24 protein-coding genes and 1 tRNA gene are annotated in these 25,661 nt (G+C 60.8%); 10 read left to right on the plus strand and 15 right to left on the minus strand.

Features of this window, described 5'->3' with window-relative positions; translation table 11 throughout:
* Positions 1–139 precede the first annotated feature (139 nt).
* Both LMJ30_RS17860 and LMJ30_RS17865 read right to left on the minus strand, forming a co-directional pair.
* Complete coding sequence (locus LMJ30_RS17860; RefSeq protein WP_169466982.1) at positions 140–337, minus strand: YbdD/YjiX family protein; 198 nt, start codon at positions 335–337, stop codon at positions 140–142.
* A 7-nt stretch (positions 338–344) separates the two neighbouring features.
* A complete protein-coding gene (locus tag LMJ30_RS17865; RefSeq protein WP_229433777.1) occupies positions 345–2,399 on the minus strand; it encodes a carbon starvation CstA family protein in 2,055 nt (684 codons plus the stop codon).
* 208 nt (positions 2,400–2,607) lie between these two features.
* On the opposite strand from LMJ30_RS17865, the gene LMJ30_RS17870 reads away from it, so the two are divergent.
* The 3 genes from LMJ30_RS17870 to LMJ30_RS17880 all read left to right on the plus strand — a co-directional run bounded on the left by LMJ30_RS17870 (position 2,608) and on the right by LMJ30_RS17880 (position 4,754).
* On the plus strand, positions 2,608–3,975 hold the full coding sequence (locus LMJ30_RS17870) for a cache domain-containing protein (RefSeq protein ID WP_229433778.1): 1,368 nt from the start codon (positions 2,608–2,610) through the stop codon (positions 3,973–3,975).
* Entirely contained in the window at positions 3,972–4,607 is a 636-nt protein-coding gene (locus LMJ30_RS17875; protein WP_229433779.1) for a response regulator transcription factor, read from the plus strand. The genes LMJ30_RS17870 and LMJ30_RS17875 overlap by 4 nt, the downstream gene beginning before the upstream one ends.
* Before the next feature lie 57 nt (positions 4,608–4,664).
* Positions 4,665–4,754: transfer RNA gene (locus LMJ30_RS17880), tRNA-Ser, on the plus strand.
* Positions 4,755–5,220: 466 nt separating this feature from the next.
* On the opposite strand, the gene LMJ30_RS17885 is transcribed toward LMJ30_RS17880, so the two are convergent.
* From LMJ30_RS17885 to LMJ30_RS17900, 4 genes are all read right to left on the minus strand, one after another.
* Positions 5,221–5,721 (minus strand): DUF2726 domain-containing protein, encoded by a 501-nt coding sequence (locus tag LMJ30_RS17885; RefSeq protein ID WP_229433780.1) that lies wholly within the window; start codon positions 5,719–5,721, stop codon positions 5,221–5,223.
* 244 nt (positions 5,722–5,965) lie between these two features.
* Positions 5,966–6,466 (minus strand): DUF305 domain-containing protein, encoded by a 501-nt coding sequence (locus LMJ30_RS17890; RefSeq protein WP_229433781.1) that lies wholly within the window; start codon positions 6,464–6,466, stop codon positions 5,966–5,968.
* A 1-nt stretch (position 6,467) separates the two neighbouring features.
* Positions 6,468–6,686, minus strand: a complete 219-nt coding sequence (locus LMJ30_RS21890) for a heavy-metal-associated domain-containing protein (protein ID WP_267869706.1) — start codon at positions 6,684–6,686, stop codon at positions 6,468–6,470.
* Positions 6,687–7,269: 583 nt separating this feature from the next.
* On the minus strand, positions 7,270–7,671 hold the full coding sequence (locus LMJ30_RS17900) for a VOC family protein (protein ID WP_229433782.1): 402 nt from the start codon (positions 7,669–7,671) through the stop codon (positions 7,270–7,272).
* 167 nt (positions 7,672–7,838) lie between these two features.
* Here LMJ30_RS17900 and LMJ30_RS17905 point away from each other — a divergent pair, with 167 nt between their 5' ends.
* Positions 7,839–8,153 (plus strand): hypothetical protein, encoded by a 315-nt coding sequence (locus LMJ30_RS17905; protein ID WP_229433783.1) that lies wholly within the window; start codon positions 7,839–7,841, stop codon positions 8,151–8,153.
* Between the two features lie 40 nt (positions 8,154–8,193).
* Here LMJ30_RS17905 and LMJ30_RS17910 read toward each other — a convergent pair whose 3' ends face one another.
* From LMJ30_RS17910 to LMJ30_RS17925, 4 genes are read right to left on the minus strand one after another with little or no spacing between them, the layout of a single operon-like run.
* On the minus strand, positions 8,194–9,522 hold the full coding sequence (locus tag LMJ30_RS17910; RefSeq protein WP_229433784.1) for a M24 family metallopeptidase: 1,329 nt from the start codon (positions 9,520–9,522) through the stop codon (positions 8,194–8,196).
* 38 nt (positions 9,523–9,560) lie between these two features.
* Positions 9,561–9,761 (minus strand): hypothetical protein, encoded by a 201-nt coding sequence (locus tag LMJ30_RS17915; RefSeq protein WP_229433785.1) that lies wholly within the window; start codon positions 9,759–9,761, stop codon positions 9,561–9,563.
* A gap of 7 nt (positions 9,762–9,768) precedes the next feature.
* Positions 9,769–11,199 carry an aldehyde dehydrogenase family protein gene (locus tag LMJ30_RS17920; RefSeq protein ID WP_229433786.1) on the minus strand — a complete coding sequence of 477 codons (1,431 nt, stop codon included), beginning with the start codon at positions 11,197–11,199 and terminating at the stop codon, positions 9,769–9,771.
* Between the two features lie 8 nt (positions 11,200–11,207).
* The gene (locus LMJ30_RS17925) at positions 11,208–12,539 is read right to left on the minus strand and encodes an alpha-amylase family glycosyl hydrolase (protein WP_267869707.1); all 1,332 of its coding nucleotides are present in this window, start codon (positions 12,537–12,539) and stop codon (positions 11,208–11,210) included.
* Positions 12,540–12,753: 214 nt separating this feature from the next.
* On the opposite strand from LMJ30_RS17925, the gene LMJ30_RS17930 reads away from it, so the two are divergent.
* Positions 12,754–13,653: a porin gene (locus LMJ30_RS17930; protein ID WP_229433788.1), complete on the plus strand. Its 900-nt coding sequence runs from the start codon at positions 12,754–12,756 to the stop codon at positions 13,651–13,653.
* A gap of 76 nt (positions 13,654–13,729) precedes the next feature.
* On the plus strand, positions 13,730–14,185 hold the full coding sequence (locus tag LMJ30_RS17935) for a hypothetical protein (protein WP_229433789.1): 456 nt from the start codon (positions 13,730–13,732) through the stop codon (positions 14,183–14,185).
* Positions 14,186–14,251: 66 nt separating this feature from the next.
* Here the strand turns inward: LMJ30_RS17935 and LMJ30_RS17940 are convergent, their stop codons facing one another.
* Both LMJ30_RS17940 and LMJ30_RS17945 read right to left on the minus strand, forming a co-directional pair.
* Positions 14,252–15,136 (minus strand): dienelactone hydrolase family protein, encoded by an 885-nt coding sequence (locus LMJ30_RS17940; protein WP_229433790.1) that lies wholly within the window; start codon positions 15,134–15,136, stop codon positions 14,252–14,254.
* 137 nt (positions 15,137–15,273) lie between these two features.
* Positions 15,274–15,486, minus strand: coding sequence for a hypothetical protein (locus LMJ30_RS17945; protein WP_131422779.1), 213 nt, complete (start codon positions 15,484–15,486; stop codon positions 15,274–15,276).
* A 142-nt stretch (positions 15,487–15,628) separates the two neighbouring features.
* Between LMJ30_RS17945 and LMJ30_RS17950 the strand changes: the two genes are divergently transcribed.
* Entirely contained in the window at positions 15,629–16,342 is a 714-nt protein-coding gene (locus LMJ30_RS17950; RefSeq protein WP_229433791.1) for a phosphatase PAP2 family protein, read from the plus strand.
* Between the two features lie 93 nt (positions 16,343–16,435).
* Positions 16,436–17,272, plus strand: a complete 837-nt coding sequence (locus LMJ30_RS17955) for a metallophosphoesterase family protein (protein ID WP_229433792.1) — start codon at positions 16,436–16,438, stop codon at positions 17,270–17,272.
* Positions 17,273–17,431: 159 nt separating this feature from the next.
* On the opposite strand, the gene cls is transcribed toward LMJ30_RS17955, so the two are convergent.
* Both cls and LMJ30_RS17965 read right to left on the minus strand, forming a co-directional pair.
* Complete coding sequence (cls, locus tag LMJ30_RS17960) at positions 17,432–18,826, minus strand: cardiolipin synthase (RefSeq protein WP_229433793.1); 1,395 nt, start codon at positions 18,824–18,826, stop codon at positions 17,432–17,434.
* Positions 18,823–20,916 carry a site-specific recombinase gene (locus LMJ30_RS17965; RefSeq protein WP_229434030.1) on the minus strand — a complete coding sequence of 698 codons (2,094 nt, stop codon included), beginning with the start codon at positions 20,914–20,916 and terminating at the stop codon, positions 18,823–18,825. Before LMJ30_RS17965 ends, cls begins: the two co-directional genes overlap by 4 nt.
* A gap of 190 nt (positions 20,917–21,106) precedes the next feature.
* On the opposite strand from LMJ30_RS17965, the gene LMJ30_RS17970 reads away from it, so the two are divergent.
* On the plus strand, positions 21,107–21,943 hold the full coding sequence (locus LMJ30_RS17970) for a branched-chain amino acid aminotransferase (protein ID WP_229433794.1): 837 nt from the start codon (positions 21,107–21,109) through the stop codon (positions 21,941–21,943).
* A gap of 10 nt (positions 21,944–21,953) precedes the next feature.
* Here LMJ30_RS17970 and LMJ30_RS17975 read toward each other — a convergent pair whose 3' ends face one another.
* On the minus strand, positions 21,954–22,523 hold the full coding sequence (locus tag LMJ30_RS17975; protein ID WP_229433795.1) for a DUF3617 domain-containing protein: 570 nt from the start codon (positions 22,521–22,523) through the stop codon (positions 21,954–21,956).
* A gap of 151 nt (positions 22,524–22,674) precedes the next feature.
* Between LMJ30_RS17975 and LMJ30_RS17980 the strand changes: the two genes are divergently transcribed.
* Positions 22,675–25,491, plus strand: coding sequence for a M16 family metallopeptidase (locus LMJ30_RS17980; RefSeq protein ID WP_229433796.1), 2,817 nt, complete (start codon positions 22,675–22,677; stop codon positions 25,489–25,491).
* Positions 25,492–25,661: the final 170 nt, after the last annotated feature.

The following is a 25,661-nucleotide window of genomic DNA, read 5'->3' on the forward strand; positions in this document are numbered from 1 at the left end:
CAGGCGCAAGAGACGCAGGCGGCTGCGTCAGGAAACAAAAAATCGGGGTCAGACCACCGTTGTTTTGGAATATTCCAAAATAACGGTGGTCTGACCCCGATTCGGGAAACACGGCAGTTTCATCACCGAGTTTTATTGGCTAACAGCAGCCCCCACTTCTGGCACTGCCGTAGCGCGCTTCCTGCCGTTCGCGGAAGAATTCCTCGTACGTCATCATGGGCTGGCCCGGATGGGTCGTTTCCATGTGAGACACGTAGGTGTCGTATTCGGGCAGGCCCACCATCAGGCGCATGCTCTGCCCCAGATAGCGACCCGCCTGTGCCAGCTTGTCGAACATGGCTGCCTTAAACAGCCGAGGCCGCGAACGGTGTTTCTTTGGTGCTTGGCAGCGCATTGGCGCGCGCCGCCAGCGCGGACCGGATACCGAAGAAGAGTATCGACACCACCACGACCATGAAGAACATCGACAGCCCCGCGTCCAGGTAATCGTTGAACACGATGCGTTCCATCTGCGCCATCGACTTCGCTGGCGCGAGCACGATGCCCTGGTCGATCGCGGTCTGGAACTTCTCGGCATGCGCCAGGAAACCAACCTTGACGTTCTCGCTGAATACCTTCTGCCAGCCCGCGGTCAACGTGCACAGCAGCAGGAACACGGTCGGCGCCATTGTGACCCATGCGTACTTCGCGCGCTTCATCTTGAAGAGAACCACGGTCGCCAGGATCAGCGCGATACCAGCCAGCATCTGGTTGGCGATGCCGAACAGCGGCCACAGCGTATTGATGCCGCCCAGCGGATCGACCACGCCCTGGTACAGGAAGTAACCCCAGGCTGCAACGCACAGGCCGGTTGCGGTCAGGTTGGCCACCAGCGAATCGGTGCGCTTGAACGAAGGAGCGAACGCGCCCATCAGGTCTTGCAGCATGAAGCGGCCCGCGCGGGTGCCCGCGTCGACAGCGGTCAGGATGAACAGCGCCTCGAACAGGATGGCGAAGTGGTACCAGAAGGCCATCATTGCCTTGCCGCCGATAACTTCCGACAGGATGTTCGCCATGCCGACCGCGAGGGTAGGGGCGCCGCCTGCACGCGAGATGATGCTGGTTTCGCCCACGTCTTTCGCGGTCTGGGTCAGCATTTCAGGGGTGACGTAGAAACCCCACTGCGAGATTGCCGCCGCCGCCGATTCCGCCGTCGTGCCGAGCACCGCAGCCGGGCTGTTCATCGCGAAGTAGATGCCTGGCTCGATGGTCGATGCCGCCACCAGGGCCATGATTGCAACAAACGATTCCGTCAGCATCGCGCCGTAGCCGATGAAGCGGGCGTGCTGCTCGTTTTCAATCATCTTTGGCGTGGTGCCGGAAGCGATCAGCGCGTGGAAGCCGGAAACGGCACCGCAAGCAATGGTGATGAACAGGAAGGGGAACATATTGCCCGACCAGACAGGGCCGGAGCCATCAATGAACTGTGTCACCGAAGGCATCTTCATGTGCGGCGCGACAATGACAATACCGATTGCCAGGCCAACGATGGTGCCGATTTTTAGAAAGGTCGACAGGTAATCGCGTGGCGCCAGCAGCAGCCAGACCGGGATCACGGAAGCAACGAAGCCGTAACCGATCAGCATCCAGGTCAGCTGGGTGCCGGTGTAGTCGAACATCGGGCCCAGCACTGGCGATTCCTGCACGTACTGGCCGCCGATGATTGCGAGCATCAGCAGCACAAAGCCGATCGCCGATACTTCGCCCACGCGGCCGACGCGCCAGTAGCGCGAATACAAGCCCATGAACAGCGCGATAGGAATGGTCGCCATCACGGTAAAGCTGCCCCACGGCGAGTGGGTCAGCGCCTTCACGACGATCAGCGCGAGCACGGCCAAGATAATGACCATGATCATGAATGTGCCGGTAAGGGCGATCAGGCCCGGAATTTCGCCGAGTTCCGATTTGATCAGGTCGCCCAGCGAGCGGCCGTCGCGACGCATCGACAGGAACAGGACGATGAAGTCCTGCACCGCGCCAGCGAACACAACGCCGGAGAGAATCCAGAGCATGCCCGGCAGGTAGCCCATCTGGGCGGCGAGTACAGGACCAACCAGCGGACCGGCGCCGGCAATTGCCGCGAAGTGGTGGCCGAACAGGACGTTTTTATTGGTAGGTACGAAGTCGAGGCCGTCGTTGTTGCGGTAGGCCGGGGTCTGGCGTTTCTCGTCGAGCGACAAGACTTTGGTAGCGATAAACAGGCTGTAGAAGCGGTATGCGATCAGGTAGACGCAGACCGCCGCAGCGACAATCCACACTGCATTAATCGACTCGCCGCGCTTTAGCGCAATGAAAGCAAGCGAGCAAGCGCCCGCAACGGACAGCGCAGCCCAACCGAGCTGGCTTGTAAAACGTTTCATGTAGGATCCTCCAAGGATGTGCGGGCGCTGCAGGGATGAGACCGGTCCGGTGCCGGTTCTTGGTGCGCAGCATGCACTGAAGTATTGAAGAACGCACCACTTCGGACAAGCGCACCACTACCTAGATGCCGTACGTAGTAACACGTACACGCGAATGACGGAAGGCACGTAAAATCTTGTGGATCGGTTACACAGAAAGACGGGCGGCATGAAGTTAAGGCAAAAAGTGATATTCCTCGCGATCACGCCGCTGATTGTTGCCTTGTGCGCGATCGCCCTGTTCGTGCGCCAGGAGGCCGTCGCGCTTGCTCAGCAGCAACGCGCCACTATTCAGCAAGCCTACCTGGCTGGCAAGGAAGCGGAACTGAAGCATTACGTGGCGCTGGCTTCCCGTTCCATCGCGCATATTTACGAATCGGGCCGCACCGACCAAGCCGCATTGGAAGAGGCCAAGCGCATCCTCGGCAGCCTGAGCTATGGCGACGACGGCTACTTCTTCGTCTACGACATGCAAGGCAATAACCTGATGCACCCACGCCAGCCCGAGCTGGTCGGCCGCAACCTGTGGGAACTGCGCGATGCCGCCGGCGTGCCGACGATCCAGCGGTTGACTGCGCGTGCGAAGGCAGGCGGCGGTCTCGCACGCTACACCTGGGCCAAGCCTTCGTCGAACAAGGAAGCCCCCAAGCTCGGCTATGTGATCCCGATGGAAAACTGGGGCTGGATGATCGGCACCGGCATCTACCTGGACGACGTGGAGGCCGCGCTCGCGAAGATCGACGCCCAGCAATCCGAGCACATTCGCGGCACCATGATGTGGATTGCGGGACTGGCGATTGTGAGCGCCGTGGTGGTGGCGGTTGGCGGACTGGTATTGAACATCAGCGAACTGCGGGTGGCCGATGCCAAACTGAAGGTGCTGGCCCAGCGGGTTGTGGAATCCCAGGAACTGGAGCGGGCGCGGCTGTCGCGCGACCTGCACGATGGCATCAGCCAGTGGCTGGTGTCGATCAAGTTGCAGATTGAGGCGGGCATTATCCGGCTGTCGGGCAATGCCGAGCAGCAGCAGAAGGCACGGGGGAGTTTTGAGCACACCGCTGAGCAACTGAACGACGTGCTGGGCGAGGTGCGGCGCATCTCGCACAACCTGCGGCCGGCGATCCTCGATGATCTTGGCCTGGCCGCGGCGCTTGACCACCTGGCACACGAATTTACTGAGCACAGTGCCACGCCCGTGCACTTTTCCGCGGAAGGCAATACCGAGGGCCTGCCGCACGTGGCCAATACCGTGCTGTTCCGCATTGCGCAGGAGGCGCTGACCAACGTGGAGCGGCACGCGCACGCGCACCGCATCGATATGGCGCTCTTCCGGAAGGGCAAGACAATGACACTCACCGTTCGCGACGACGGCGGCGGCTTCGATCCGCAACGGGTGGCCCTCCATCCGAAACGCGGGATTGGGCTGCGCAACATGATGGAACGAATGGACGCGATCGGAGGCCGCCTCGACATTGCGTCTTCAACTGCTGGGACAACTGTGAAGGCCTCGGTGGAAATCGACGGATTGGAATCATGACGACAGAAATCATCAGGATCATGCTGGTTGACGACCACCCTTTGGTGCGCGACGGCTTGCGTGCGCGGCTTGAAGCAGTCCCGCATTTCCGCGTGGTGGCGGAGGCCGACGGCGCCGACGACGCGCTCAGGCAGGCGGGAGCGGAGCAGGTGGACCTGGTCCTCATGGACATCAACATGCGCGGCACCAACGGCATCGAAGCGACCAGCCGGCTGTGTGCGGCGTTCCCTCACATGGCGGTGCTGATCTTGTCGATGCATGACAAGCTGGAATACGTCAGCCAGGCGATGCAGGCGGGCGCGCGCGGCTACGTGCTGAAAGACGCGCCGGGGAAGGACATTGTCCTGGCGATTGAAACGGTCATGTCGGGCGGGATTTACTATAGCGCAGCGCTGGCGCGGCAGCTCGCGCACCCGATGGCTCAGGACAACCAGTTGACAGTGCGTGAACAGGAAGTGCTGCAGCATATTGCCGCCGGCCAGTCGAACAAGCAGATCGCGCGAGACCTTGATTTGTCAGTGCGTACTGTTGAAACGCATCGGCTGAACATCAAGCGCAAGCTGGGCATCGAAGGGCAGGCCGAGCTGATCAAGTTTGCCGTACAGCACGCCCATTTTGAGGGCGGACGCTAAACCAGATTTCCGCCCGCTGCCCATCCGTGGATGATTTCTGTATAATGCGGGCCTGCAGGAAGCGTGGCCGAGCGGTTGAAGGCACCAGTCTTGAAAACTGGCGACGGGGGAACCTGTTCGTGAGTTCGAATCTCACCGCTTCCGCCAAGGATATGGAACAAGAGCCCCACAAGTTGGGGCTTTTTTTCGTCTTCTTATAGAAGAAATCTCAAAATCTTAATCCGGTGATGTCGACTGAAGTCCCCTAAATGTTGGTTGGAATTTTGGCCTGGGCCGGATCGAGAGCATCCTGGATTGGGCGACGGTAAGTAGATTCAGGCAGGTCGACAATCCTACTCGCTGGCGCGGGCATCTTGAAAACCTGCTGGCCAATCCACACAAGGTTGCGCCGGTCACGACCGTCCTTCGCTTCCGCGGCGCCAGACCGGTGGATTTATGACGCTGTGCGCGAGCGTTAAGGACTGTCAGTGAGGGCCATTGAGTTTGTGATCTTGGCGGCCTGCCGTTCGGGCGGAGTGCGTGGCGCCAGGTCACACGCAGCCCATTTGAAATAGCTTCCAAATACGTTCGCTTTTCGCTGGAGGTCTCCCACTTGGAGAGGTGCCGCAGTCTTCTAGTGATGGGGCGCAGTGTCCAACGTCGGAGCTGATGCGGTTGGTCCGACGATCGCGAGCCGGATGGCATCCGCCCGAGGCTTGGAACGCGACTGAAATCGCACTGTTCGGATTCCGGCCTGCTCCAGGCGGGAGTCCCGTAGTTGATCTTTGGTGGCCGAGTGCGTCCGGTCGTCCAACTCGATGACGGCAACCAGGTCACAGCTTCTTGTGCAGATGATGTAGTCGGCTCGCTGCTGCGCAATTCGAAGGCGGTCGCTATGCGATTTTTTCTTGTCACTGCTTGCGGCTTCGAGCAAGGCTGACATTGCCACCTGAGGGAACACGTAGTGGTCTGGCAGGGCTGACACAAGGCGGCCAAAGAATTCAAGTTCATTTTCCGTCATGAGCTTACGCGCGCGATATGCTCCGGCTCGTGCTTTGCCTTGTAGCCGTTTCATCGCGACCGTCAGTGCGGCGGCAAGGATGGCAAAAATTGCGATTGCGATAAAAATTTTCATGAGATCCATCTGATTAGGTTTGCGGGGAAAGCCCGATGTCGAACGCAATTCATCTTCCCCGGAGCTGCAGCGCCCCGGAACCCGATGGGCCCTTAGCGGGGAAAATACAGCGAACTTTAGGTGCGGGAATCCGTCACTCCGCTGGCCCGTCTCTCAAAATTCCGTCTATGGACACCGCTTCCACCATCGCTCCGACCAGACCCGCATTTCTTTCCCAAATGGCGATGAGGCTGGCAGGTACGGGTCAGCGAACTTGCTCCAGGCGGTTCTTGATCCTCTGCATTTGCTCGATTTCGCGCCGCTGAGCTTTGATAATTTCTCCGCACAACTTCAACAGTTCAGTATCACGTAGCTCGGCTTCACGGCACATGAGAATTGCCCCGGAATGGTGCGGGATCATCGAGTCGATGAACTGTCGATCATCGATCATTGTTTGCGCGCGTGTGGCGGCGAGCGAGGCGATGGTGAGAAATAGGAATACCGCGTAGAGCACGATATTGAGCTTCTTCAAGGGAAACATCCCCGGCATTGTAGCCAGCATGAAAATCCCCATCGGTGCCCACATGGTCACCGCCATGTACAACATGTTGAGGTTGTTCCGGAAATCGTGAACGCCGTCGATCATCGAAAACATCACTACATACATGATGACCAGGCCAAGCGCCATGTTGATCCAGAACATCAGATAGGGACGGTCAGAGCTGCCGCCGTGCTGGTGCTGACTCGTGTGTGAGGGCTGCGCCATGTCAAATCTCCCTTGTGGCTTCGGGTGACTGCGTGTGGGGATATCCGGCGCCGCTAAGGACGGCCAGAAGAGCACGCTCCTCCAGGTCGCTGTCGACCCGAACTTCGCGCGTGGGCGGGTCGGTCTCGACGCGGGCTTTCGGATCGGCGCTCATCAGAACTTTGGTGACGGTCCTGGCGCATCCTCCGCAGCCCATGTTTGGAATATAGAAACGAGGCATCCTGATCTCCTGGCTGGTTAGTAGTCCAACTAGTATGTAGTTTGCCAGTGTGGCAAGGCAAGGCGATTCTAGCGAAATTTTTTTACTTCAACTTCAACTTCGAAATCGTGACCCCGCGTGGTCGAGAACCAAACCGGGATAACTGCAGTGACCCCCTCCGAGCAGGGTCCTGCTTGACCTTTCCATTGTGGGAAGAACTACGGTAGCGCTGTCTACAACTCGGAGAGCGATTATGTTAGAGCAAGAAAACGATGGCACGGGCGTCCCCGCCGTGGTGGCCACCGGGATTGTCGCGGACGTCTGTGGAAGTCCGAAACGAGCGCCACAAAAGCGATTAATCGACCGGGGTGGGAACCGTGATGAAGTGCCGGGTCCAACAATCGACACGGGCAGGCCCAACAGGCCAGTGAGCGCATGTCTTATTTGTCGATATCGAAAGCCAGCTGAGCTGGCCAGGGAGGGACGCTAATGCCTAAGCTCACGATATTGCCGCGACTGGCGGCGTCGCGAATTGACCTGACAGTCGCTGCCTTTAAACCGGGCACTGTCAGGTCAAGTTGGGATTACTGCAGAAGTTCAATGGTTATCCCGGCTCGCCACTCATGTATGCCAGCTCCCAGGTATGCCCATCCAGGTCCTCGAAAGCGTGGCCATACATGAAGCCATGATCCTGTGGAGGGCGCGGCGCCTTGCCGCCGGCCGCCAACGCTTTTGCCACCAGGCTGTCGACTTCCTCACGGCTTTCGCACGACAGGCAGGTCAGTACTTCCGTTACCTCATGCGCCTTGGCAATCTGTTTGTCGGTGAACGTTTTGAAGAAATCTTCCACCAGAAGCATCGCGTAAATGCTGTCTTCCGAGATGATCATGCAGGCGCCTTGCTCATTCGTGAACTGGGGATTGAACGTGTAGCCCAAAGCAGAGAAGAAGGCCTTCGATTTATCCAGGTCTTTTACCGGCAGGTTGACGAAAATTTGCTTGTTCATGGTATGCCCTTATAGTTGGTTGAATGGGTGCTTCTATACCTACGACGTTTGAGCTTTTGGAAAATCGACAGGCTGGCAGAAATTTTTTTTACGCCGCCAGCCCGGCCCGCCAGGATTGCGGAGGTCGTTTTTCGTCGTGTATCATCTGCAAAAATTACGGGGGAAATATGAAGAAACTGATGTTCTTGGCTGCCATTGCATTGGCTGGCTGCGGAAAAAATGAGGCGCCTGTCAGCCCGCTGGATGCTGCCGCGCGTCGTACCTGCATGGATACCATCGAGTCGCGCGCAACCAATAAAAAGTCGGTTGACTATGCCAACGAAGATCCCGCGGTGACGAAGGATGAAAAAGGGCAGCTGCAAGTGTCCATCGAATTCTCGGCAAAGAATGAAATTGGCATGGCTTCGCGAATGGCCGCAAAGTGCGTCGTCAGCCCCGACGGTAAGACCCTGGTCGACATCGCTGTCAGGGAAAAGCGCTAAAAGCGGGCGGAGCACGGCGTGGCCATCCGGCCCGCGCCTGCTATTCGCCGATCTGTCCCGTCGATCTCGGAATCGGGTAAATCTGCCTCTGTCGCCCATCGATGTAGCGGAAGCCTGATTCATCAAAGTATCCGTCTTCTTCGAGCATCACGCGAATCTTCTTGCCCCACTCGGGTACGGTCGATTCGGCGTTGAGCTCGATCGAGTAGGCTGTCTTGTAGTGCATCGGGAACTCGCCGCTGCCGGGGACGCCGCCTTGCATATCCCACATGCCAATCGTTGGTCCCGCTGCGTGCCCGTGCATGCCAAGCGGGTGGGTGTAGATCGTCGCATTGATGCGCTCGGATTTCGCCTGTGCCAGCGCCGCCGCCAGGATCTCGTTGCCGCTGCGGCCCTGCTTGAACTGGCTCGTTAAGATATCCTGCAGTCGGTTGCCGTTTGCAAAGGCGGCCCTGAGCGACGCCGGAATGTCCTTCTCACCTGGTTTGAGCACGTAGGCATGCTGTTGTACGTCGGTGTTGAGGCGCAGGTAGCTGATGCCGATGTCGACGTGCAGCAGGTCGCCCGGAACAATGACATTGCTCTTTGGGCGGACAGCGAAGTTCTTGGCTTCCGCGGTGTCCTTGCGCTGCAAGGAAACCGTTGGGTGAAACCACGTGTCGTAGCCGCTGTCGCGGATTTTTTGACGGAACCACCACTCGACGTCTTCCGTCGTCGTCACGCCCGGCGTGATGACCTGTTCCGAGAAACCGGTGGCGATAATCTTATGGGTTGCGTTGACCAACTGCGGGTAGAGTTGCATTTCCCGTTCGGTGCGCGACTCCAGCCACATCACGGCCAGCTTTTCGGCGGAGACGACTTTATTTTTGTAGTCAGCGGGCAGGGTCCGCATGAACTCCGCGTAGTCCGTCTGGTCCATGCCGTCCGCGTGCCCGTACGCGGCTGAGGTGTTGATTCCAATCCTGTTGGGCATGCGCGTCTTGATGAGGTCCGCCAGGGCATCCCACTGGTCGGGGAAGCGCTTCAGGTCCCACGCGCCTTTGATCGCGGTTCCCACGTCGTAGCGGGCGATCGCCAGCTTTTCGTACTTGGATGTTTTGGGATTCTGGTAGAACACGAGAATGGTGCGGCGGCGCGCGTTGAGCCATTCTGCCGGCAACATGGTCTTGAGGACAGGGTCTTCGTTGTATTCGCGCGAGATCAACACCCACATGTCGATGTCGTTTTTCTTCATCAACGCGGGAAGCAGAATATCCAGCCGCTCGGCCAGGATGTCATTGACGATGCGCGCTTGCTCTCTTACCGGCAGGGCTTGGGCCTGGGCTACACCGGCGGCAGTTAAAAGTAAGGCTGCTAACAGCTTTTTCATTGCGATTCCAGTTCGGTGTTCGGGTGAGTACGAGGGATTCAGCGTGGATGGCTGACGAAGACAAATACGAAGGCGACGATTCCCAGGACGATCAGGCCGATGATGAAGTAGCGCATCGTCGTCGCCAGCGACTTCACCGCCTTGTTCGCGCCTTCGTTGAGCTTGCCTCGCTTGCTCGCCTTGTTCATCACCGTCCAGAACAGGAAAAACAGGGCGGCCAGCGTGATCACGTATTTCATGCGTTCCTTATACTCCGCAGTAAGCCGTCTTCACTGTCGTAAAGAACTCGGCGGCGTAGGTGCCTTGCTCGCGCGAACCGTAGCTCGATCCCTTGCTGCCGCCGAATGGCACGTGGTAGTCGACGCCGGCCGTCGGCACGTTGACCATCACCATGCCGGCTTGCGCATGGCGCTTGAAGTGGGTGGCGTGCTTCAGCGATTGCGTGACGATGCCGCTCGATAGGCCGAACTGCGTGTCGTTGGCCAGGGCCAGCGCGTGTTCGTAGTTGTCGGCCCGGATCACGCTGGCGACCGGGCCGAAGATTTCCTCGCGGCTGATGCGCATGTCGTTGCTGCAGTCGGTGAACAGCGCAGGACGCAGGTAGAAGCCCGGCGTTGCGCATTCGATGCGTTCGCCGCCAAATGCCAGTGTCGCGCCTTCGTCCTTGCCGATGCGGATGTAGTCCAGGTCCTGGTCGAGCTGGCTTTGGTCGACGACCGGGCCGATGTCCGTGCCGGCCGCGAGTGCGTCGCCTATCGTCAGGCTTGCCAGCTTTTCTTTTACTGCGGCCACAAATGCCGGGTAGATGCCTTTCTCTACGATCAGGCGGCTCGACGCGGTGCAGCGTTGGCCGGTGGAGTAGAACGAACCCTGCACGGCGCAGTTCACTGCCGTTGCCAGGTCGGCGTCGTTCAGCACCACCATGGGGTTCTTGCCGCCCATTTCCAACTGCATCTTGGCCAGGCGGCCAATCGCCGCCTGCGCAACCTTCGCTCCGGTTCCCACTGAACCCGTGAAGCTGATCGCATTGACGCGGCGGTCATTGAGGAAGGCCTGGCCGACCACGCTGCCGCGGCCCATCACCAGGTTAAACACGCCATTCGGCAAGCCCGCGCGGCTGATGATTTCTGCCAGGGCCCAGGCGCTGCCGGGCACGAGTTCCGCCGGTTTCAGCAGTACGCAGTTGCCGTAGGCGAGGGCGGGGGCGATCTTCCATGCAGGAATCGCGATCGGGAAGTTCCATGGCGCGATGATGCCGACCACGCCTACCGGTTCGCGCGTGATCTCGATGTCGAGGTTCGGTCGTACGGACGGCAGCTTGTCGCCGCGCAGGCGCAGGCATTCCTGGGCAAAAAACTTGAAGATGGCGCCGGCACGGGCCGCTTCGCCGATGCCTTCGACGCGGGTCTTGCCTTCCTCACGCGACAGCAGTGTGCCAAGTTCTTCCTTGCGGGCGATGATTTCGGTGCCGATCTTGTCGAGCGCGTCGGCGCGCATCTGGATGTTCGACAAGGCCCAGCCAGGCGCAGCCGCAGCGGCCACGGCAATGGCCAGCTGCGCTTGCTGTGCATCGGCCTGCGCGTAGTGGCCGATGACGTCGTTCGTGTTCGATGGGTTGATGTTCGCGGTGCTGCTTGCACCGTCCAGCCAGGCGCCGTCGATATAGTTCTGCTTCATTGTTGTCCTTATTTTTTTGTGTCGATCTTCCAGGTCCAGGCCGCCATGGTCTTGCGCGCCTTGGCGCCACCGAGGGTGTACTGCTGCGGGACGGCGGATACATTGGCGACGACGGTCACGCTGTTGCCATCCAGCTTGCGGCGGTAGGCAATGACCTTGTCGTTGGCGGTGTCGATAAATTCCAGCGTGCCGCCGTACTGGCCATTCCACAGGGCCTTGTTGTCTTTTTTAAGCTTGAGCAGGTCGCGGTAGAAACCTTCGAGCGGGTAGTCTTTCCAGTCGATCTGGTCCTTCTCGAAGAAGGCGAGGCGTTTGTCGAGGCCCGATTCCTGGCCACTGTAGATCAGCGGCATGCCAGGCAGGGTGGCGGCAAGCACGGCCATCGTCTTGAACGCTGGGCCGTACAGCTCGGTGTCGCTGCCTTGCCAGGAGTTGAAGTCGTGGTTGTTGGTGAAGCGCATGCGGTAGGCGTGCGCAGGGAACACTTTGTCCGGGTGCGTGAACACGCGCTTGAGTTCGTCCGCGTCAGCCTTGCCTTTGGCGACTTGTTTCATGACATCGGCCAGGTCCCAGCCATAGGTCATGTCAAAGGCTTGCTCGTGCAGTTTCGGTTCGGCCCACTCGGCCAGCATGAACATCGGCTTGATCTTGTCGAGCTCGGCGCGCGCCTGGTTCCAGAAGGGAATCGGGAGCAGGCCGGCGACGTCGCAGCGGAAACCGTCGATGCCGGCTTCGCGCACCCAGAAGCCCATCGCGTCGGTCATTGCCTTCCAGACTTCCGGCTTGCTGTAGTCGAGGGCCACAACGTCTGTCCAGTATTCGGGTTCCGGGCCTTCATTGAAGGTGACCGGGTAGATTTCACCCTTTTCGTTCTTTTTATACCAGTCGTTGTGCTGCGTTACCCACGGGTTATCCCAGGCGGTGTGGTTGGCTACCCAGTCGAGGATGACGCGCATGCCGAGTCCGTGCGCTTGATCGACCAGGCGCTTCATGTCGGCCATGGTGCCGAATTCCGGATTGACGGCGGTGTAATCGCGCACCGCGTAGTAGCTGCCAAGCTTTCCCTTGCGGTTTTTTTCTCCAATCGGTTGCACCGGCATTAACCACAGGATGTCGACGCCCATCTTTTTTAGCCGCGGAAGGTGGGCGGCGAACGCATTTAACGTGCCTTCTTTCGTATATTGGCGTATGTTAACTTCATAGATGTTCGCGTCGCGCGACCATTCAAGATGTTTTACCGCTGCGGGGACATGGGATGAAGGCGTTTGCGCATGGACTAGCGGGGCGGCAGCGCACAGCGCAATAATGAGGGAAGCGAGGGGGCGTGCGGCGAATCTCATCTGTGTCACTTTCTGTCAGCAGTAAAAGAAATAGTTGCGGTGAGAATAATACACGCTGCCAGACGCACGGCAGAGGGAAGATGAGGCCAGCCTGCCTATTGGCCAGTCGAGCTTGGTTTAAAGCAAGCTGCGCTTATGTGTGGTAACTGACGGAACTCAGGTAGAAATTGAGGGATAAAGGGGCATGTCGAAAGATTAACTCCGGATCACTGTCATGAAAGCATCCTGCCTAGTTGTCGCCGCCTTCAGCGCTTGCGCTGGGCTGGCGCATGCCGAGTCGCCCGTTGCGGTTTTCGGATTGTTGGAAACGGACGCCGTGGCCGATAGTGTCTGTACTGATTGCGCTCCGCAAATCGACAGTATCTCCGTGTTGAATCCCTATAGTTTCCGATACCTGAGCTTGCTCGAAGTGGGTGAGGCATTCGAGGGCGTTTCCGAGGCGCCGTTCGCGCTTGGCGCCAGGCGCGAGGGAAAGCGCATCACTGGTAGCGTCCAGTATTACAGCCGGGAAAACGATAGCGTTTCGCAAGCGAGTCGTTATGGCCTCATCGATTCGCGCGGCAATGCTTCCGGCAATCGCGCATGGGGCATGTCCCTGGGCCTCGAACGCGGCGGGGTCACGCTGCGCATCGCGCACCAGAACAAGAACGTCGCCAAAGTGATTCCAAATATGTCGCTCGGCAATAACCTGTCTGCGAAGAACAGCGTCATTGCCGCGAACATCAAGATTGGCATCGCCAAGGCCTATGCCGCCTACAGCGCCAGCCGTGGCTGGGGCAGTTCGCCGTTGTGGAACCCGGATAATCCGTATGGCGCCTCGCTCAGCGCGACGCCATCGACCGACAGCCGCGACAAGCTGGTCGGCATCGCGTTGCCAATGGGCGATACCACCTTCCTGGCTTCGTTTATCCGCAAGAATGACCGTGATCTCGCCAATCATGACGCGGACCAGTTCGCGCTCGGCGCTACCTACGCGGTGTCGCGCCGCACCGATTTCTACACCACCTGTTCGGTGACGAAGATCCGCAATATCGCCGGGCAGGCCATCCACAGTTCAGTTATGCCGGGCAGCAAAAACGCTGCCATTAATGTCGGCATGCGGCACGCTTTCTGATTGCCTTTGTGCGCCGCATTGCGGCAAGAAAGCGTAGTCTCTTTTAACACATCCACTCACCATCGTTGGAGGCAGTATGTCTGGCAATAGCACATTAGATCCTGATAATTTCCCCGAAAGCCCGGACCGCGTCGTTGGGCGCGGCCACGGAACCGGCGCGCTGGGCCCGAGCGATTCGTCCGACAGCGGTAGCGATATTGCCGGTGGGGGCGGGCTGGGCCTGGACCTGGAGCGGACCGAGGCGCTTGACCTCGGCGAAGGCACGACCTCCGACCTGGACACCAGCAGCGCCGGCGGTTCCGCCGGCCCGGACGTTGGCGACGCCAACCTGGACAGCGACAGTGATTCCGGCGGTACCGGCGAGCGCGCATCTGCCGGGCGCGATACCGTCGCGCGCGACGGCGCCGACATCGATGTCGATCATATCGAGACGATGCCGACAGACTCCCTTAGCGAGGAGGATATTGATTTCCTCGGCAGTGCACCGCCGGGCGAGGATACCGGCCGCCGCGGGGACGCAGGCCGTCGATAAAAGCTTGCCGTAAACGACGCCAGGCCGCGCAAACTTGCGCAGCCTGGCGTTTTTACGTGTGCCTGGTCAGGCCAGGTGTTTTTTGAAGAAGTCGATCGTGCGTTGCCATGCAAGCTTGGCGGCGGCTTCGTCGTAGCGCGGGGTGGTGTCGTTGTTGAAGCCGTGCTGGGTGCCCGGATAGATGAAGTGCTGGTAGTCCACCTTGTTGGCCTTCAGTGCCGCTTCATAGGCAGGCCAGCCTGCCAGGATGCGCTCGTCGTGCTCGGCATCATGGATCAAGAGTGGCGCCTTGATTTTCTTGACGTCCGCCGCCGGTGCCTGCTGGCCATAGAATGGCACGGCTGCGTCGAGGTCGGGCAGCACTGTCGCGAGATAGTTGGCAATGCCGCCGCCGTAGCAGAATCCGACCACGCCCACGTTCCCGGTGGCGTTGGGAAGCTTTTCCAAGACCTTGGTCGCTTCGACAAAGTCGGCGCGCGTTTTTGTCTGGTCCAGCTTGCCGAACAGCTCGCGGGCCTTGTCTTCGTCGCCAGGGTAGCCGCCAAGCGGGAACAGTGCGTCCGGTGCGAAGGCGATAAAGCCTTCCAGCGCGACGCGGCGCGCGATGTCTTCAATATGCGGATTCAGTCCGCGGTTTTCGTGCACGACCAGTACAGCCGCCAGTTTGCCCTTGGCATTGGCAGGCTGGACCAGGTAGCCGCGCATTTCGCCGTAGCCATTTGGCGACGGGTAAGTGACATAGTTGGCTTTGATGCGTGTATCCGTTGGTGCTACCTGCTGGGCGGCCCAGCTGGGGGAAAGCGCAGCGAGCAAACTGGCGGCAGTGGCGCCGCCGACCGCATAACGGCTGGCCGAGGACAAGAAGCCGCGGCGGTCAATCTGGCCGTGTACATACTGGTCAAACAGTTTCAGTACTTCTGGATCAAAGTCGTTTGCGGTCTTGCGGGTCATTGCCGGTCTCCTTGTTATTGGTCGGATTCTCAGGACTGTTGCTCTGCATGAGAAGCGATCATAACGCGGTTTCAATTCGCTCGCGCACGGGAGGCGATGCGAGGTGAGCCGGAGATGTGGTCTACTACTGCCCGGGCTTAGTGCGCTTTCGACAGGATCAGCAGCCAGCGGCTGAACAGCAGGATCTCGACGTGGCCAGGCTCGACGCCGGTATCGCATTCGATGAACGGGTTGACCGCGTAGAAGCGCTTGCGGAAGTCACGCGTCACCAGCATTTCGCGACGGCCGAAGCGCATCATGAATGGGGTTGGGGCGTATTCCATACCGAAGGTGCTGTTCAAGGTGGTCATGACAAGGTCCTTTAAAGGTTTGCGTTGATCGAGTGGTTCCAGAATAGCACAACCACTGTATAAATCTACAGTTACTGTACGAATAAACAGGTATTTTCAACATGTGTGGTTTTTTGACCAACAACAAGAAATGAATGGCTCTATGAAAGAAATCTATCCTCGCGTCCATAAATTCGTGGCCGCGCGCCTGACGCCAGGCGAAGAGCTTGGCCTGCATTTCACTGTCGGCATCGCGCTGATGCTGTTTGCCGCCTGGGTGTTCGGCGGCATCGCGGAGGAGGTGGTCGAAGCCGAAGAAATCACCTTGCTCGATGACTGGCTGGCGCGCTGGTTCAATGCGCGGGCGACGCCAGCGTTCACGCAAGCGATGATGTACATTACCCACGCCCACAACACGGCGGGCATGCTGATCATGACCACGGCGCTTGGCGTCTATTTTTACCTGCGCAAAGCGCAATACTGGCTGCTGGCGCTGCTGGTATCGGTGCCGGGCGGCATGCTCCTGAATGTGATCCTCAAGCATATATTCCAGCGCGCACGGCCGAGCCTGGAGAATCCCCTGCTGACGCTGACGACGTACAGTTTCCCCAGCGGGCACACTGTCGCGGCCACGCTGTTCTACGGCCTGATCGCCGCCTACCTTGTGTGCCAGAGCAGCCGATGGAAGACCCGTTTCCTGATCGTGCTTGGCGCCTGCGTGATGGTGGGCCTGGTCGGCCTTAGCCGCATGTATCTTGGCGTGCACTACCTGACCGACGTCCTGGCCGCCATCGCCGAGGGTTGCGGATGGCTGGCCATCTGTATTACCGGCGTGTCGACCTTGCGTCGGCGCCGCGCGGCACGCGCCACGCGCTGACCTTGCCATCCGTGTGGCCTGTCAACCTGAAGTCGCTGTAATGTTGATACGTTGCGCACGCGGAAACCGCGAGGCGCGTCTTGAGGAGCTTACATGCGTACCCTGGTCCACCTGTCCGACCTTCACTTTGGCAGGGTCGATGCCGAACTGCTCGACCCGCTGCGCGACCTGCTACATGGCATCGCGCCCGATGTCGTGGTGGTGTCGGGCGACCTGACCCAGCGTGCCAAGAGCGAGCAGTTCGAACAGGCGCGGGCGTGGCTCGACACCTTGCCGGGCCCGCAGATCATCGTGCCGGGCAACCACGACATTTCGCTGTACAACGTGTTCCGCCGCTTCGTGCTGCCGCTTGACCGCTACAAGCGCTACATCACGGACGAGCTTGAGCCGGTATATATCGACGATGAGATCGCGGTAATGGGAATTAATACCGCGCGTTCGCTGACCATCAAGGACGGGCGCGTCAACAAGGAGCAGGTGGCGGCAATCCGCGCACGGCTCGGCGGGCTTGACCGGCACATCACGCGCATCATTGTGACCCACCATCCGTTTGACCTGCCGGCGCATGCCGACCAGGACGCGCTGGTTGACCGCGCGCCGATGGCGATGCAGGCTTTCTCGGAATGCGGCGTGGACCTGCTGCTGTCTGGGCACATGCACGCAAGCCATTCGGGCAGCACGGCGGACCGGTACCAGATGAGCGAGTACGCCGCGCTGGTGGTCCAGGCAGGTACGGCTACATCAACCCGCGGTCGCGGGGAAGTGAACTCCTTTAACGTGGTGCGGGTCGAACATGACAAGGTGGAGGTCGATCGCTACGGCTGGGATATGGTGGGAAAGATGTTTTCGGTGATGAGTACCGAGAAGTTCCTTCGTTCAGGCAATGTGTGGGCGGCGCATACGGATGGCTTGTACGCCGCAGGCTTGTAGCGGTGTGGGTAGGGCGGGTAAGCGCTTGCGCGCAGCCGCCGTTTTCAGCGTCAACACGGCTCGGCGGGTGCGCTCGCGCTTACCCGCCCTACGGGTCACGACAACGCGGGGTCGGCAAGGTATTCAATCCGGCACGCGCCCACGTCCAGTATTTAGGGGTCAGATCCAGTATTCCGTCAGGCGCGCAGCCCATTCCTTGAGGCGGTCCGCCCACGGTCGCTTGCGCCATCGCTCCAGCGTTACCTGCTTTGAGTCGCGCAGGTCTTCATTGAACGCGCTTTCCATCTCCATGCCGAAGGCCGGATCGAGAATGACGACATTCAGCTCGTAGTTGTGAAGGAAACTGCGGCGGTCGATATTTGCCGAACCAACCGTCGACCAGGTGCCATCGATAACGGCCGCCTTGGCATGCAGCACCGCAACCTGCAGTTCGTAGATCTTGACGCCATTCTCCAGCAGTTCATCGTAAAACGCCCGCCCGGCATGGAACACCAGCCCATGGTCGGTGACACCCGGAAGCACCAGCTTGACGTCCACGCCGCGGCGCGCCGCCGCGCTCAGTTCATGCACGACCTGCGGATCGGGCACAAAGTATGCCGACGTGACGTGGATCGATTTCTTCGCTTCCTGGATCGCAACAATAAACGACTTGTAGATTTCCGAGTCGCGCCCCGGTTCAGTGGCCAGTATGCGCAGCATCTTGTCACCGACCGGCGCCAGCTTCGGGAAGTATTCGCGCTCCGGCAGTTCGCCAGCTTCCTGCTGCACCCAGGCGTTGATGAAGGTCCACTGTAACTGGGCCACCGCAGGGCCTTCGATCTTGATGTGGGTGTCGCGCCAGCCGACGTCTTGCGCGTTGGTCGTGCCGGGCGACTGGCGCGAGCGGAAGAATGAGCTGTTGGCGTAGGTGCTGCTGATGTTGATGCCGCCGGTGAAGGCGACCTTGCCGTCAACCACCATCAGCTTGCGGTGGTCGCGGTTGTTGAGTTCCCACTTGCCGCCCCGGGCGGCAGGGTTGACCGGGTTGAAGGCGATCAGGCTGACGCCGGCATTGCGCATCCGCTCGAAGAATTCCTTCGGCGTGCCGAGCGTGCCCACGCTGTCATACAGCACGTTGACGGTCACGCCTTGTTTCTGTTTTTCGATGAGGATGTCGGCAAACTGCATGCCGATCTCATCCTGGTCGAAGATGTAGGTCTCGAGGTTGATTGTGCTCTTTGCCGCCTTGGCCGCCTCCATCATGGCGCGCATCGTTGCGGGGCCGTCGAATAGCAGGGTGACTTTGTTGCCTGCAATGAGAGGCACGCCCGTGGCAGCCTCTTCGAGCACAGCAAGTTCCTTGAGGTCGGGCGCGGCCCTGGCCCAGCGCCGCTTCAGCAGTTCGGCCGCTTGCTTGCCCTTGAGCCGGCCGTTTGGCGTGGCAACGGTCGGATTGGCCTTGGCGGCCGTGCCCTGGTTGAATTCGGATGCATCGGGCAGCGAGGCGCAAGCGGCCATGCTTGCCCCGAATGCGAGTGTTACCAACGATGTGGCCAGCCAGCGCGCGACGTTCATTTTGTTCCCCTTGCTTGTATGCCAGGCTCGCCTGGCGCACTATCTTTTGGCCCGATGAAAAATTGGATCGGCGCGGCCACGAAGCGCCGACCCAGGCTTTTGAGTAATTGAATACCCTGGTCGAAATGGATTTCACGGGCGCGCAGCGCCACCCACAGTGCCAAGCCGAAACTGACCACGAGGTTGACGGTGCCGATGGCAAAGAAGCCGGCCACCGACAGCGCCACCAGACGCCAGGTAACGTTGTAGTCGAGCGCGACCATTGCCGTGGAGAAGTTGGCGGCCGAGAAGGTGACGTGGCGGATGTCCAGCGGCAGGCCCAGCAAGTAGCCAATCGTGCCCATCGTGCCGAGCAGGATCCCGAAGAAGAAGTTACCCATCAGTCCCCCGAGATTGTTCTCGACATACGCCGCGAAGCGCGGCAGCCGTTCCGGGCCGAGCAGGCGTGCGAGCCAGCGCAGCTGGGAAACGCGCTGCGCCATGCGGGTGTAGAGGGCCTTGTTGTCGTAGTAGCCGGAGATCAGGCCGGCAACAAACAGGCAGACGCCGGCAATCGCCGCGTAGAACAGCGCCAGGCTGTTGAGCGGGTCGATGTCGTGCAGCAGGACGAGCGCCTTGTGGGGCGAGACCAGGTGTTTGCCGGTAATCCATTGCCAGCTGAAGGCGATTGCCCATGCGGCAGGGATCACGGTCGCCAAGTTGCCCAGCACCGCAATCGTCTGGGTGCGGAACACCTTGTTGACCAGCTCGGCCATGCTGTCGATGTCAAGATGGCGGCCGTCCTTGACCGACAGCTCGGCGGCAATGCGCGAGGCAGTCATCGCCGGCTGCTTGGTGGCAATGGTGAAGTGGAGTATGTGGATCAGCACGAAGCCGAGCGAGTAGTTCAGGCTGAACAGGAATGCCTCGACCAGCGGCGCGGCGCGCAGGTAGCCGAACAGGATCTTGATCAGCGCCATGATGCCGACGATGAAGCCGGCGCCCGCCGACGACAGGAACATGGCGCCCAGCTGGCGGCGCGTGTCGGCAATGTAGTGTTCGCCAGTCCGGCTGGCATTTTCGGTGACGTTGCGCGCCAGCAGGTCGATGTTGTCGGCGACCAGGTCGCGCATCACGTATTTATTGTTGTGCGCCTCGACCAGTTCACGCGCCAGCGAAATGGCGGCGGCGCGGTGCGGGCTGGGCGGCGCAACGCTGGCCAGCGCCGCATCGCTGGCGATCGTTTCCAGGTCAAGCGTGGGCGTGGCCGGCAGCTCGCCGCTGACGTCGACCAGGAACAGCAGCTTGCGCAGGCGGTCGATGCTCTGGCTGAGCGCAACGAGCAGGTAGGTCAGCGCAATGCTGGTGCCCTGGCTCATTGCGTTGCGGCGGATCTTGGCCACCACCGTGTCGCACTGGTCGAGCATCACCAACAGGTGCTTGGCGTCATCGAGGTCCCCCTCGGCCCCATCCAGCAAGCGGGCGTAGCCGTCGAGGTAGTCGTTGACCTCGATATTCTGCATCAGGAAGGGCGAATCGAAGTCCTCGATTTCGGCGTGGCTGCGCAGCAGGCGCGGCTCCAGCCCCAGCGCGCAGACGCGGCAGGAGAGGGTGCGGATCGCTTCGAGCATGCCGAGCACCGTGGTCTGGCGTACATCGGCGGGTTGCGCGCCCGCGGCAGGCGGCGCATCGTGGACGATATCGAACAGTTCCAGCCAATAGACGGCGGGGACGGCATTGACCCACAGGTAATCGGTTTCGACATAGAGCACCTGGTCGATGGCGTCGGCCAGGTAGGTGTCGCCCAGCGCTGGCGGCAGGAAGCGGTAGGCGAAGCGCGTCTTCAGCTCGGTAACAAAACCGTCGTTCGACAGGATCCCGATGTCGGTGTACAGGCTGGAATGGCGGCGGCTTTCGAGCAGGCGCGTCATATAGCTATGCAGTGCGGAAGCCTGCGCGGGATTCCCCTTGAGCAGATGACACAGCAGCCGCACACGCTCGATCGCGTAGTCGGCATCGCGCGGTCGTCGCGGGCGCAAGTGATCCACCAGCTCGACGAGAACGTCGATGCGGTCGCTGTGAGGATCGATGCGTTCAAGGGTGGACAGCATGGCAGGCAAGACATTTGGTACTAAAGGCACAGTGTACGTCCGTTGCGGCGGGAACTTTGTACGGTAGCGAACAAACTCAGCAATAGAAGGGCCCCCAGCGAGGGGTGGGGCACTTCGGTTACACTTTATGCGCACTCACCGGGCGCGGCAAAAGCATCGCGCGCGGGACCGATCATTACTGGGGAAGATTATGTACCTGACTTATTTCAAGGGACAATGGGCCGAGGGTAATACTCCCTTGTTCGGGGCGATGGATCACAGCGTATGGCTGGGTTCGTCCGTGTTCGATGGCGCGCGCGCCGTGCGCGGCCACATGCCTGACCTGCGCCTGCACCTGAAGCGGGTGGTCCAGTCGGCGCAGCAACTGGGCCTGAATTGCCCTTACACCGTGGACGAGATGGAAGCGCTGGTGCGCGAAGGCGTCGCCCGGTTTCCGGCCGATGCCGAGCTGTACATCCGTCCGCTCGTATATGCCGCCGATGGTTTCCTGATTCCCGACGCCGACAAGAGCGGCTTCGCGCTGACCCTGTTCGACGCGCCGATGCCTGCGTTTACCGGATTTTCCGCCTGCCTGTCGACGCTGCGCCGGCCCGACGCCAGCATGGCGCCGACCGACGCGAAGGCGTCGGCGCTGTACGCCAACACCACGCGGGCATTGCGCGAAGCGAAGGAGCGCGGATTCGATAACGCCGTCGTCGTCGACGGCCGCGGAAATGTCGCCGAGTTTGCGTCTTCCAATTTGTTCCTGGTGACTCCCGCTGGCGAGGTGGTGACGCCGGTTCCGAACGGCACATTCCTGGCGGGCATTACGCGGGCGCGCGTGATTGCGCTGCTGGAGGAGGCTGGCGTCAAGGTTGTCGAGCGTACAGTTGATACGGCCGAGCTCGATACTGCGGTGGAAATCTTCAGTACCGGGAACTATGGCAAGGTGACGCCGTGCGTCCGCTATGAGGGACGCACGCTGGAGGTGGGGCCGATTGCCACGCTGGCGCGCGACAAGTACCTGGCGTACATGGAGCGGGAGTAAGGCCTGCGGGCTACTTGGCTTTCGGCAACACCGGCGGCTTGATGTCGCCGCAATCGGCGCCGAGCCAGCGCCCGGTGGCATCCATGTTCATCGTTTCCGGCTTGCCGCTGGCGCTGGTGGTGACCCGCATCTTCATCGCATAGTCGGTATCGCTGTTGAAGGTGACCGTGCCGTCGCCGCGGGCATCTGGCTTGCTGCAGCTGAACGATACCTTCATCGTATTGCCGACAACGGGCGAGCGCTTGTGGGAGCAGTTGCCGGCGTCCTGCATCGGCATCTTGTTTTGGGCCGCCATCTCGCGGGTCATGCACATCTTGACCGACATGCTGCCGCCCGCTCCGACGGTCGGCATCTGCATGCCGTTTTTCGACATCATCGCCTCCATCGACTGGCGCTGCTCGGGCGTCATCTTGGCCATCTGCTCGTGCACCATCGCCATCGCCTGTTCCAGCTGGCCATTGCTGCTTTGCATCTTGTTATTGACCTCCCACAAACCTGGCTTCATGTTTTGCGCAGAACATGGCACGGCAATCAACAGCGCCGCGCTGACAACGGCAATGACGGTATGGCGGACGGGCATGGCTGGCTCCTGGACTGTTTACAGATGCCCTAGCATAGCTGAAAACGCTATCGCCAAGGCGTCACGTATGCATGTAAAACAGGTTTCCCGGCCATGCGGCCTGTGTCATACTTTTCTCCCGTCACTTACTCTTACCGATAGGAAGCATCACGTGAAACTACTCACCGCCTTCATGCTCAGCGCCGGCATCCTGACGCCAGCGTTCGTTTCCGCCGCAGGCGCACCGGCGGCCCCGGCCGCAGTCAAGTCCGCGCGCGTTGCCGCGCCTGTCAAAGTGACGACTGTCGAAGGCATCACCGAATATCGCTTGGGCAACGGCATGCGCGTGCTGCTGTTCCCTGACAACAGCAAGCCTACGCTGACGACCAACATCGTCTACATGGTCGGCTCGCGCCACGAAAACTATGGCGAAACCGGCATGGCCCACTTGCTGGAACACCTGCTGTTCAAGCCGACCGCCAATTTCGGCATCAAGAAGGGCACCAAGACCCCGGTTGAAGTGCTGAACTCGACCGGCGCCGAATTCAACGGCACCACCTGGTACGACCGCACCAATTACTACTCGACCTTCCCGGCCAACGAGGAAAACCTGGCGACCATGCTCGCGCTTGAGGCGGACCGCATGGTCAACTCGCCGATCGACCAGAACGACCTGTGGAATCCAAAGACCCAGAAGGGCGAGATGACGGTCGTGCGCAACGAGTTCGAGATGGGCGAGAGCGACCCGATCGGCGTGACCACGGAACGCCTGCAGGCTGTCGCCTTCGACTGGCACAACTACGGCAAGTCGACCATCGGCGCGCGCTCGGACATCGAGCAAGTCAACATTCCGCGCCTGCGCGCCTTCTACAAGAACTACTACCAGCCGGACAATGCGGTGCTGATGGTGGCTGGCCGCTTCGACGAAGCCAAGGTGCTCAAGCAGATCAATGACAAGTTCGGCCGCATTCCGAAGCCGGCGCGCGTCATCCAGCCGACCTACACGGCCGAGCCGACGCAGGACGGCGAACGCTCCGTAACGGTGCGCCGTAACGGCGGCACCCAGTTCGTCGGCGCCGGCTACCACGTCGCGCCGTCGGGCCACGCGGACGAAGCGGCGCTGTCGCTGCTGGCGCGCATCCTCGTCGATGCGCCGAGCGGCCGCCTGCACAAGGCGCTGGTGGAAACCAAGCTCGCCACCCGGGTGCAGGTCGACTCGGTCAATAACCTCGAACCGAGCTACCGCATCTTCGGCGCTGTCGTGCCAAAGGACGTGAAACTCGAGGCGACCCAGGACGCGATGCTGAAAGTGCTGGAAGACCTGAAGTCGCAGCCGATCACCGAAGCGGAAGTGGCGCGCGCACGGGTGGCGATCAACAAGCAGATCGAACTGGCCACCAACGACACCGCCCAGCTGGCCATCGCCCTGACCGAATCGATGGCGGCCGGGGACTGGCGCCTGTTCTTCCTGGAACGCGACCGCATCGAAAAGACCGACGCGGCAGCCGTGCAGGCGGCCGCACTGAAGTACCTGAAACCAACCAACCGCACCCTCGGCCGCTTCATCCCGACCGACACCGTGGACCGCGCCGAAGTGCCTGGCACGCCAGACATTGCCGCGCTGGTCAATGGCTACAAGGGCCGCGCAGTTGTCGCGCAGGGCGAAGCGTTCGACCCGAGCCCGGCCAATATCGAAGCCCGCACCGAGCGCTTCACCTTGCCAAACGGACTGAAGGGCGCGCTGCTGCCGAAGAAGACCAAGGGCGGCATGGTCAGCGCCAACCTGGTGCTGCGTACCGGCACTGCCGACAGCCTGAAAGGCAAGGCCGATGCGGGCGCATTTGCCGCATCATTGCTGATGCGCGGCACCGAACGGCTGTCGCGCCAGGAAATCAAGGACGCGTTCGACAAGCTCAAGGCGCAAGTATCGGTAGGCGGTGGGGCCGAAGGCGTCAGCGCGTCGGTCACCACCACGCGCGAGAACCTGGCGCCGGCGATGGCCTTGCTGGCGGAAGTGCTGCGCAAGCCGGCATTTGCCGACAGCGAGTTTGCCGAACTGCAGCGCGAGCGCATCGGCCGCATCGAGCAGGACATGCCTGAGCCGCAGCCGCTGGCGTTCAACGCCTTCCAGCGCCTGCTTGACGCCACGCCCGAAGGCCACGTCAAGCACGTCGACACGCTGCCCCAGAAGCTGGCGCAAGTGCGCGCGTTGAAGGTGGCGGACGTCAAGGCCTTCCACTCGGCGTTCTACGGCGCAGGCGACGCCACGTTCGCGGCGGTGGGCGACTTCGATCCGAAGGAAGTCAAGGCGCAGCTGGCCAGCCTGTTCGGCGACTGGCGCGCAGCCCAGCCGTACGAGCGCATTCCCGGCACCATCAAGCACGCCGCCGGCGAAAAGATCGCGCTGGAAACGCCGGACAAGGCCAACAGCGTGCTGATCGCGGTCCACCCGCTGCCGCTGAAGGATGACGCGCAAGCGTTCCCTGCGCTGCTGATGGCCAACCACATGCTCGGCGGCGGCGCGCTGCGCAGCCGGCTGGCGGACCGCATCCGCCAGAAGGAAGGCCTGTCCTACGGCGTCGGCTCGCAGCTCAGCATCCCGGCGCGCGACCCGGCCGGCCTGTGGCTGGCGTACGCGATCAGCGCACCGCAAAACACCGCCAAGGTAGAAGCGGCGCTGCGTGAAGAGATCGACCTGGCGCTCAAGGAAGGCTTCACCGCGGCCGAACTGGCCGAGGCGAAGAAGGGCTGGAAGCAGGGCGAGGAAGTCTACCGCACCGAAGACGGCCCGCTGGCAGGCCGCCTGGCCAGCTACCTGACGCTGGACCGCACGATGGCCTTCGACAAGGACCTCGAAACCAGGGTGGCTGCGCTGACGGTGGCGCAAGTGAACGAAGCGCTGCGCAGCAACCTGAAGCCAGGCAGCGTCTCGATCGTCAGCGCCGGTGACTTCGCGAAGTCCGGCAAGCCAGCCGAGGCGAAGAAGTAAACGCGGCAGCAAGGCGGATGCTGCTTCCATCCGCCCTGTTGTCAGCCCGGCCCGCATCAATTTTCTGCAACAAGCTCGCGGCCAGGCCAGCCACGGTCGCGAGCATTCCCACTACCGCATTCCATCCCAGCCATTTGCGCATGACAATTGTCAGGCCAAAGTCATGGCGG

The organism is Massilia agrisoli, from assembly GCF_020831365.1.
Classification (GTDB): Bacteria; Pseudomonadota; Gammaproteobacteria; order Burkholderiales; family Burkholderiaceae_D; genus Telluria_A; species Telluria_A agrisoli.

Bases quoted from the DNA above. Each gene is read 5' to 3' on its own strand.
- LMJ30_RS17860 (WP_169466982.1), bottom strand. From the start codon at position 337: ATGTTCGACAAGCTGGCACAGGCGGGTCGCTATCTGGGGCAGAGCATG.
- LMJ30_RS17865 (WP_229433777.1), bottom strand. From the start codon at position 2,399: ATGAAACGTTTTACAAGCCAGCTCGGTTGGGCTGCGCTGTCCGTTGCG.
- LMJ30_RS17870 (WP_229433778.1), top strand. From the start codon at position 2,608: ATGAAGTTAAGGCAAAAAGTGATATTCCTCGCGATCACGCCGCTGATT.
- LMJ30_RS17875 (WP_229433779.1), top strand. From the start codon at position 3,972: ATGACGACAGAAATCATCAGGATCATGCTGGTTGACGACCACCCTTTG.
- LMJ30_RS17885 (WP_229433780.1), bottom strand. From the start codon at position 5,721: ATGAAAATTTTTATCGCAATCGCAATTTTTGCCATCCTTGCCGCCGCA.
- LMJ30_RS17890 (WP_229433781.1), bottom strand. From the start codon at position 6,466: ATGGCGCAGCCCTCACACACGAGTCAGCACCAGCACGGCGGCAGCTCT.
- LMJ30_RS21890 (WP_267869706.1), bottom strand. From the start codon at position 6,686: ATGCCTCGTTTCTATATTCCAAACATGGGCTGCGGAGGATGCGCCAGG.
- LMJ30_RS17900 (WP_229433782.1), bottom strand. From the start codon at position 7,671: ATGAACAAGCAAATTTTCGTCAACCTGCCGGTAAAAGACCTGGATAAA.
- LMJ30_RS17905 (WP_229433783.1), top strand. From the start codon at position 7,839: ATGAAGAAACTGATGTTCTTGGCTGCCATTGCATTGGCTGGCTGCGGA.
- LMJ30_RS17910 (WP_229433784.1), bottom strand. From the start codon at position 9,522: ATGAAAAAGCTGTTAGCAGCCTTACTTTTAACTGCCGCCGGTGTAGCC.
- LMJ30_RS17915 (WP_229433785.1), bottom strand. From the start codon at position 9,761: ATGAAATACGTGATCACGCTGGCCGCCCTGTTTTTCCTGTTCTGGACG.
- LMJ30_RS17920 (WP_229433786.1), bottom strand. From the start codon at position 11,199: ATGAAGCAGAACTATATCGACGGCGCCTGGCTGGACGGTGCAAGCAGC.
- LMJ30_RS17925 (WP_267869707.1), bottom strand. From the start codon at position 12,539: ATGAGATTCGCCGCACGCCCCCTCGCTTCCCTCATTATTGCGCTGTGC.
- LMJ30_RS17930 (WP_229433788.1), top strand. From the start codon at position 12,754: ATGAAAGCATCCTGCCTAGTTGTCGCCGCCTTCAGCGCTTGCGCTGGG.
- LMJ30_RS17935 (WP_229433789.1), top strand. From the start codon at position 13,730: ATGTCTGGCAATAGCACATTAGATCCTGATAATTTCCCCGAAAGCCCG.
- LMJ30_RS17940 (WP_229433790.1), bottom strand. From the start codon at position 15,136: ATGACCCGCAAGACCGCAAACGACTTTGATCCAGAAGTACTGAAACTG.
- LMJ30_RS17945 (WP_131422779.1), bottom strand. From the start codon at position 15,486: ATGACCACCTTGAACAGCACCTTCGGTATGGAATACGCCCCAACCCCA.
- LMJ30_RS17950 (WP_229433791.1), top strand. From the start codon at position 15,629: ATGAAAGAAATCTATCCTCGCGTCCATAAATTCGTGGCCGCGCGCCTG.
- LMJ30_RS17955 (WP_229433792.1), top strand. From the start codon at position 16,436: ATGCGTACCCTGGTCCACCTGTCCGACCTTCACTTTGGCAGGGTCGAT.
- cls (WP_229433793.1), bottom strand. From the start codon at position 18,826: ATGAACGTCGCGCGCTGGCTGGCCACATCGTTGGTAACACTCGCATTC.
- LMJ30_RS17965 (WP_229434030.1), bottom strand. From the start codon at position 20,916: ATGCTGTCCACCCTTGAACGCATCGATCCTCACAGCGACCGCATCGAC.
- LMJ30_RS17970 (WP_229433794.1), top strand. From the start codon at position 21,107: ATGTACCTGACTTATTTCAAGGGACAATGGGCCGAGGGTAATACTCCC.
- LMJ30_RS17975 (WP_229433795.1), bottom strand. From the start codon at position 22,523: ATGCCCGTCCGCCATACCGTCATTGCCGTTGTCAGCGCGGCGCTGTTG.